The organism is Helicobacter rappini (assembly GCF_900198625.1).
Lineage (GTDB): Bacteria > Campylobacterota > Campylobacteria > Campylobacterales > Helicobacteraceae > Helicobacter_A > Helicobacter_A rappini.
This window is the reverse complement of record NZ_FZPK01000097.1, coordinates 1-5,128: the sequence shown is the minus strand read 5'-3', so window position 1 is coordinate 5,128 and position 5,128 is coordinate 1. Positions and strand designations below refer to the sequence as shown.

At 31.0% G+C, this 5,128-nt stretch carries 7 protein-coding genes; 2 read left to right on the top strand and 5 right to left on the bottom strand.

Annotation, left to right across the window (positions count from 1 at the left end):
- A partial coding sequence (locus C6H17_RS12005; RefSeq protein WP_104731473.1) for a hypothetical protein occupies positions 1-311 on the bottom strand: 311 nt, incomplete at its 3' end.
- A 292-nt stretch (positions 312-603) separates the two neighbouring features.
- Between C6H17_RS12005 and C6H17_RS12000 the strand changes: the two genes are divergently transcribed.
- On the top strand, positions 604-1,077 hold the full coding sequence (locus C6H17_RS12000; RefSeq protein ID WP_005218022.1) for an META domain-containing protein: 474 nt from the start codon (positions 604-606) through the stop codon (positions 1,075-1,077).
- 396 nt (positions 1,078-1,473) lie between these two features.
- Positions 1,474-2,040, top strand: coding sequence for a hypothetical protein (locus C6H17_RS11995; protein WP_005218024.1), 567 nt, complete (start codon positions 1,474-1,476; stop codon positions 2,038-2,040).
- Positions 2,041-2,135: 95 nt separating this feature from the next.
- Here C6H17_RS11995 and C6H17_RS11990 read toward each other — a convergent pair whose 3' ends face one another.
- The 4 genes from C6H17_RS11990 to C6H17_RS11980 are packed head-to-tail and all read right to left on the bottom strand — an operon-like array spanning position 2,136 to position 4,889.
- Positions 2,136-3,248, bottom strand: a complete 1,113-nt coding sequence (locus C6H17_RS11990; RefSeq protein WP_020995937.1) for a type IV secretion system protein — start codon at positions 3,246-3,248, stop codon at positions 2,136-2,138.
- 12 nt (positions 3,249-3,260) lie between these two features.
- A complete protein-coding gene (locus C6H17_RS12370; protein WP_005218027.1) occupies positions 3,261-3,431 on the bottom strand; it encodes a hypothetical protein in 171 nt (56 codons plus the stop codon).
- A 10-nt stretch (positions 3,432-3,441) separates the two neighbouring features.
- A complete protein-coding gene (locus tag C6H17_RS11985) occupies positions 3,442-4,416 on the bottom strand; it encodes a hypothetical protein (RefSeq protein WP_005218028.1) in 975 nt (324 codons plus the stop codon).
- A 14-nt stretch (positions 4,417-4,430) separates the two neighbouring features.
- A complete protein-coding gene (locus C6H17_RS11980) occupies positions 4,431-4,889 on the bottom strand; it encodes a hypothetical protein (RefSeq protein ID WP_005218029.1) in 459 nt (152 codons plus the stop codon).
- Between the last annotated feature and the right edge of the window lie 239 nt (positions 4,890-5,128).

The following is a 5,128-nucleotide window of genomic DNA, read 5'->3' as shown; positions in this document are numbered from 1 at the left end:
TGAGAAACTAGAGTATTAGAATCTTTGTTAGAGTCTAGTGTATTGTTAGCATTAAAGTCTTTTAATATTGTTGCTATATAGATTCTAGCTTTGAGTTTGTCTGCTAGGGCTGTGTATATTGGATTCCTATCAAATAATATTCTGTGAATGATTTTTTCATTAAAGGTTTGTGGATTTTTAAAGTCTGGTGTATAGCCAAAGATTTTTTTATGTCTGTATATGAAGTATTCTTCATCACTCATTTTTGATTCTTTCTTTGCTTGATAGTTTTTATACCAAGAAGTTTTTCTTATAAGTTTTCGTAATCCCATGTGTATCCTTTTGTGTTAATTTGTGGTTTTTTGTGAAGTGTGGGGTATTATAGCATAAAGTTTTGTGTTAATTGTGTTTTGGGATTTTGTAAGAATCTAAGTTGTGTTTTTTTGCTATTAAGCATTAAGTATTTAAAACACTATACACACAATAATAAAAAGCAATATGCACTAATCCTAGAACACATTATTTTCAATAAAACCCATTAAATACCAAATAAATACTTAGTTTTTTTGCTATAATCATGGCTTTATTTTACGCAGAATGATAAACTGCAAGTAAGGAGATTATATGAAAACTAGCACAAAACTAATGGCAAAGACAGCGTTGATAGCAGGCTTATGTGTGCCTATAACACTATTAGCAAATGGAGATATGATGCATATGAATACACAAAGTATAGGGCAAAAAGGTGGCGTAGCAGTGAATCTTATAGGCGATTGGCGTGTAAGTCTTATTGAAATAGATGGTGCATTTACTCGTGTGCCAGAGCAAGCAGAGGGTGTGTCTATGCAGATTAGTAGCAATCAAATAGCAGGCATTGCAGGTTGTAATAACTTTATGTCGCCCTACACTCTCTCTGCAAATAAGCAACAAATTACAATTAGTGAAGGTGCAAGCACGAGAAAAATGTGTCATCCAGAAGAAGTTATGCGTTTTGAAGATTCTTTCTTGCGTTTATTAAATGGCACATTTATGATTGAGAAAAACTTTGAGGGCATTACGCTTGTGCGTGATAATGTGAAAATCTATCTTGTGAAATAGGCATTCGTATATAATAATCTTATGGCTTTCTAACACATATTTACAATGCTTTTTAAATGTGATAATGTTGCATTATTAAGCTTAGCTAGGTAATAAAGGAAGTCATTATGCAAAATTTAGAAACACCATGTTTTAAACCTCCATTGCCATCACATGTATCAAATGCGATATATCATAATTGCAAATAATTTACTATACATGTTTCATGGATTCTAGAATCTACGAATTTGCGATTGTGCGGTATTTTCATATATTATAGTGTGTCAATTAACTCTCTTTATTACTTTTGCAATGTATCTTAAAAATTATAAATTTCGTTTTTATTTTATATGTAAGGTTATATGTAATTTTTATTAATGTATAATTATGTTTCAATTCTAAACATAAAGGATAAAGATGAGTTTTAAAAACTTTGGTAAATTGTTGATTTGTGGTGCTTTAGCTAGTGTATTTATTGCATGTGGTGGCGGTAGTGATTATAAAGAGTTTGTAGCTGATATGGATATAGAAAAAAGGGCATTAGAAAGAGTTAAAGAGATGTATCCTAATTCTAAAATATATGACCCTGTATCTTTTGTAGGTGTTGCTAAACAATTTGGTTATATTTTAAAACCTAATCATAATTATAGAAAATCTATTATAGGCAATAAGGCTGATTATAAGGATTCTAAAATGATTGAAATGTTTGGTGTTGATGAAGCTTTTGTTACTTTTGTTGTTGAAAAAGAAAAAGGTAAATTTTATGGCGTTCAAATTTGGTGTCCTATAAAAGATGATAAGCCTTGTGCTAGTGCTGATAAAATTAATTTACAAAATAAGTTTGGTGGTTATGAAAATACTAATATAGAATATGAGCTAGATTTATATACAGATGATGAAAGAAAAGCAAATGATGAAAAAATTAAAAAAGATAAAGAAATGCAAGAACAAGCTGAAAAAATGAAAAAGCAACTTGGCTTGTAGTTTATTTGAATCTGTTTTTAGCCCTTTAATTTAATCTTATAGCCTTATTTTAAAAATTTTAAAACACTATAAAGCTGTAAGAATACTTTGTTGTTTTATTTTTTTGGTTTTGGTTGGTGCGGTGTAGCTTTTGCTTCCATTTTCCCATCATCACTTTTCTTATCATCTTTATTATCAGGTTGTGGATTAGGTTTATTGCCTCCTCCTAGTATCTTATTAGCTAAATGTTCTCCACCCACAGGTATCATTGAAGCTATACCTGCAAGTGCCGCTCTGCCTAAGCTTGCTCCTTTTGCCTTGCCCTCCATTGTTTTTCCTAATGCCTTGCTTCCCATTGCTCCTGCTGTTTGTGCCATTGCTGTAAGTCCTGTGCTATGACTACCATCTCCACTTCCTATTATTTGTTGAGTCCATGTTGGAATCTTAGCAAGTGCGGCGATACCTATCAAAGTTACAACTATTGGTGTTATCATCGCCATACATGTTTCTGTTGCAGAAGCGTCCATATTTGTATCATGATTCGTAAATGATAATGCACCATTAAAAATAACCCCTCCTACTAAAAATACAAATGGTGCTTGCAATGCAATACTTGCATAAAGTTTTAGCCAACTGAAAAAATACCCTCTAAATTGTTTTATGATTAAGCATGGAATGAATAAAGGACATAATCCTAAAATTAATGAACTCATAAATTTAATTAATATTGTAAAAATCATTAAAAAGATTACAAATATAAATAAAACAAATGAGGCTAATACCCCTATAATCATTTTTATTATGAAACTACCTATATTTTCAGTTTCAAATTTAAATCCATCAAATAATTGTCCTATAAAAGCTATTGCCCCATCTATTCCTTTATCTAAATTTAGCGTTGTTCCTCCCCCATTTTTAATACCTTGATACAAGTATTCTATGGGTAATTCTACGACTCCTATAAAACCTAAATAATTATTATAATTTGCAAATATTGCAGTCAAAAATACATAGGTTATTAGCCATATACCTATCTGCTTAAAGTCATTCCTACTCCATTCATTTCCACCTGCTATCTTTAGATACACATAAACACACGCACATACTGCTAATAAAACTTGAGATAAGGCATTATTCCATACCATTTGTGCGTATCCATATATATTTGCTTGCACTCCGCTTAATACTTTATCCATAAGCCCTACGACTTGACTATATACACTTGCCATTTTATATGTTCCCTATTTCAATAAATGTTTTACAATAAATCTAACTATAAAGCCTGTTGCTCCGCCTGAAGCTATTAAGAAAAGTAATAAAACTAACACTATGATTATTTGCAATTCTGGTGCAAAATATAATACCATATCAACTACCGCACCTTTAAATGAGTTCCATGCTGATTCCAACATTGTTTATCCTTTAATCTTTCTTAGCTTTAAATTTTGGTAATCCTAAAGGGTCTTTATCATAATCTTTTGTTTTATCTAGCTTGTTATAAAAATCACTCTTTAGCTTTTTTTGTGGTTTATTGTTTTCATCGATAGGTTTTTGTGAATTGACTTCAAATATTGTAGCAAGCATTGCACTTGTATTTTGCATTAAGTCATATTGTTGCAACATAACATTAAGCATTGTTTGTTGTAATTCTAATCCTAATTCTATTTTCTCTTTTTCTGTTTTACCTGCGATTGTTCTCATGGATTTTTGAATATCTTTCATTTGATTGTCTAGGGCTTTCTTTTTTGATTTTTGCCCTGTTGAATATTGTGAATATGTCCTATTGACTTTTTGAATGGCGTCTAATTGCCTATCTACCTTTCTATTTGTTGCTTGTTGCCTAAACTCATGCACTTGTTTCATTTTTTCTATATATTGTTCTTTGTTGCCATTGATTAAGGCTTGTTGTGCTTCTGTTGTCATATCTCTAGTAATTGTTTCCATATATTGCATATTGCTTAATGCTTCTAAACATGCTTGGGCTTCTGCATTTTCTTTTAAAACGCCTTTTAATTCCTTTGAAGTTTCGCTTATAAAATTTGCAAAGTTTTGATTTAAGCTTTTTAAACTTTCGCATTGTGATTTTGCTGAACTAAACACATTCTCTAAGTTATTGAGATTTCCTAAATTTTCTGCCATATTTGTTAAGTCGTCCCAACCTCCTTTGAGTGAGTCTAGCATACTATTAATTGCACCCAAGTCAATCCCCATTTGTTCTAATTGCTTTTCATACATCATAATATCTTTTAGTTGCTGGACATACCCTGCTACTGCTTGTGTTATTGCCCCTATATCAATTACAGGCATTCCTGTTGCATTTGCTTGTTGCATACTTATTGCTACACTTAAAACTACTGCTTTAATACTGAAACCTTTAAAAAACTTGCTTTTCAACATGCTATCTCCTAATCTTAAAATTTAACATTCAAATCTTTAACTAGCATTTGCATACTATTATTCTCTATCCCATTTGTATTTCCTACTATTTCTGTATCAAAGTTTTTGTTTCTTTGCTTATTAGATAGGTTGCATTCAATGAGATATATGTCTGCTTCTATATCATTTGGCATGATAATTCCTAAACTCTCTGCCTCGTTAATTAAGCCTTTGATATAACAAATAGAATTTTTTAAGTGAGAGTATTCTAATGTATTCCACTTGCTTTTGTGTAACTCTATTTGCTCTCGTATTTCATTAATATATCTGTCATACATTCTTAGCCTCTCATCTGCTTCTATGCTTTTTATCACTTGTCTTTGCGTATATTCCTCATGTTCTTTATCATCATAAAAAGATATATCACTGCATTCTCTTATGATTTCTTTTTTATGATTGATTTCTTGTTCCCATGCTTCTTTTAGTTCATTCATTATCTTTCTCTACCTTTTCCGTTCCTACAAACCTATAAAAAACTATAAATAGTTACAAATATCTATAAATAATTTTCCTGTTGTATTCCTGTTTCAACCTTGCTGGTTGCAATATTATTTATCGCTAAATCATATTGCAGAGCCGTCAAGTCCGCAGGCGTAAATTCGGGCAGAACTTGCCCTATTTTTTGTGGAATAAGATTGTAGAGATTTAAACTTGCATTGTAATCTCTATCTAT